The organism is Mycobacterium gordonae (genome assembly GCF_002101675.1).
Taxonomy (GTDB): domain Bacteria; phylum Actinomycetota; class Actinomycetes; order Mycobacteriales; family Mycobacteriaceae; genus Mycobacterium; species Mycobacterium gordonae.
In genome coordinates this window covers 1-1,717 of record NZ_LQOY01000017.1, presented here as the reverse complement: position 1 = coordinate 1,717, position 1,717 = coordinate 1, and the positions used below count along the sequence as shown (strand labels likewise).

3 protein-coding genes are annotated in these 1,717 nt (G+C 64.7%); 1 reads left to right on the top strand and 2 read right to left on the bottom strand.

Features of this window, described 5'->3' with window-relative positions; translation table 11 throughout:
- Together AWC08_RS37545 and AWC08_RS03015 are read right to left on the bottom strand one after the other, a co-directional pair.
- A partial coding sequence (locus AWC08_RS37545; RefSeq protein WP_218621734.1) for a hypothetical protein occupies positions 1-199 on the bottom strand: 199 nt, incomplete at its 3' end.
- Between the two features lie 190 nt (positions 200-389).
- Entirely contained in the window at positions 390-764 is a 375-nt protein-coding gene (locus AWC08_RS03015; RefSeq protein ID WP_159459954.1) for a transposase, read from the bottom strand.
- A gap of 230 nt (positions 765-994) precedes the next feature.
- Between AWC08_RS03015 and AWC08_RS03010 the strand changes: the two genes are divergently transcribed.
- A complete protein-coding gene (locus AWC08_RS03010) occupies positions 995-1,549 on the top strand; it encodes a MucR family transcriptional regulator (protein WP_085087356.1) in 555 nt (184 codons plus the stop codon).
- The last annotated feature ends 168 nt before the right edge of the window (positions 1,550-1,717 follow it).

Sequence of the window (1,717 nt, the reverse complement as noted above, 5' to 3'; positions counted from 1 at the left end):
GCGCAAAGGTCATTCGTAAGCCGCGGCCAAACGACCACGAAAACAACCAGTTTCGTTCCGTTACTAAGGCGACCCCTTGACGGACCGCCAGCGCCGCAAACACCACGGCGAAACGACACCCCGCGATGACCACATCCGCTCTGTTCCTCGCGTTCGGGTGCGCGGCCGCCGCCCTGAGCTGGGCCATCGCCCGCGCCACCGCGCGCCTGGATACCCTCGACACCGAAAGCGCACACCACGCGCGACCGCAACGCCGACAACCAAACCTGGCTCGTTGAGCAACAACACGCGAACCCGATAAGCCAGACACCACCGAAAAGGTCCAACTGCTGTGCTCCACAGGATAATTGCGGTGCTGTGCTCCGGCGCAGCCCTGACCGCCGCCGTGGCTAGGGCATGTCCCCTAAATGGCGGGTCCAGGTGATGCAGGCGCTGAGGACAACGGCGGCTCGATAGACGATGGTGAGCTTGTCGTAGCGAGTGGATAGGGCGCGCCATTGCTTGAGCATGGCGAATGCTCGTTCGACGAGATTGCGTTGCTTGTAGGGGATTTCATCGAAGGCCGGGGGGCGGCCACCGGCCGATCCGCGGCGTGCGCGGGCGGCGATCTCGTCCCGCTTTTGCGGGATGACCGCGGTGATCTTGCGACTGCGCAGCATCCGCCGGGTGACCCCACTGGTGTAGGCGCGGTCGGCGATCACCGTTTCGGGGCGGGTTCGGGGCCGTCCTGCGCCGATACGGGGCACCACAATCTCCTCAAGCACACTGGCCAACATCGCGTTGCAACAGGACCAAGTCGAACAAGCTCGCGACGGCCTGACCCTAGACCGGCGAAGGCTGCGCCTCAGTCACTCCCCTCGGCCTAAAACCCGTTCCGCCGCGGCGCAAAACCCGCTCTACCGCCTCAGCGCCGATCGTCACTTAGTGCCGCTCTGACGGCCGGGATAATTTAGTGATCAACCTCCGGGTTCGCGCCTGGCTACAGTGATCAGCTATGCGGGTCGGAGATCGTGATGGCCACGGCGCCTTCGGCCAGCTCACCACCGACGAGAACGGCCATCTCGTCTGCCACGAATGTGGCCGCGCGTTCCTGCATCTGGCGACTCACGCGATGCGCACCCATGGCCTTTCCGGTGCTCAGTATCGCGCTCGCCACGGTTTGGAGCTGACCGCGGTTCTGATTGCCGGCGAGATCCGTCAGAAGATGTCGCAGGCGTGGGAGTTGCACCGCGACGAGCACGTCGCGAACCTGGACCGGTCACGCAATCCGGATCGGGCGCGCGCACAGATGCGGCCGAGGTCTCAGTGGCCGGCCGCGAGTCGGGTCCGTCGGAGCGCGGCGTTGTCGGCGAAGCGAGGGCGGCTGCTGACCGATGATGAGATGCGGCAGCTAGGTGATGATCTCCCGCTGCAACAGTGGTGCGACCAGGTGCGCGCCCTGCTGGCCGCCGACCCGACGATCACCGCCATGTCGATCAGCCGCAGCTTCGACCGCTCCGAGTCTTGGATTTATCAGCGGCTGTACCGGTACCCCGGACAGGGCAAATAAGCCGTTACGGTCGATCGCCTAGCGGCCGTCTAGACATCCCAGGTGCGTAAGGTGTCAAGCGGCGGTGGATGTTCGGTGTGCCCAGGCGGTGGGGTCTGCTGCACGATCAGGTGACAGTTTCGGTCACGCGGCCTGACTGGCCGGTGTGGTCATGATTGCTTCGAATTC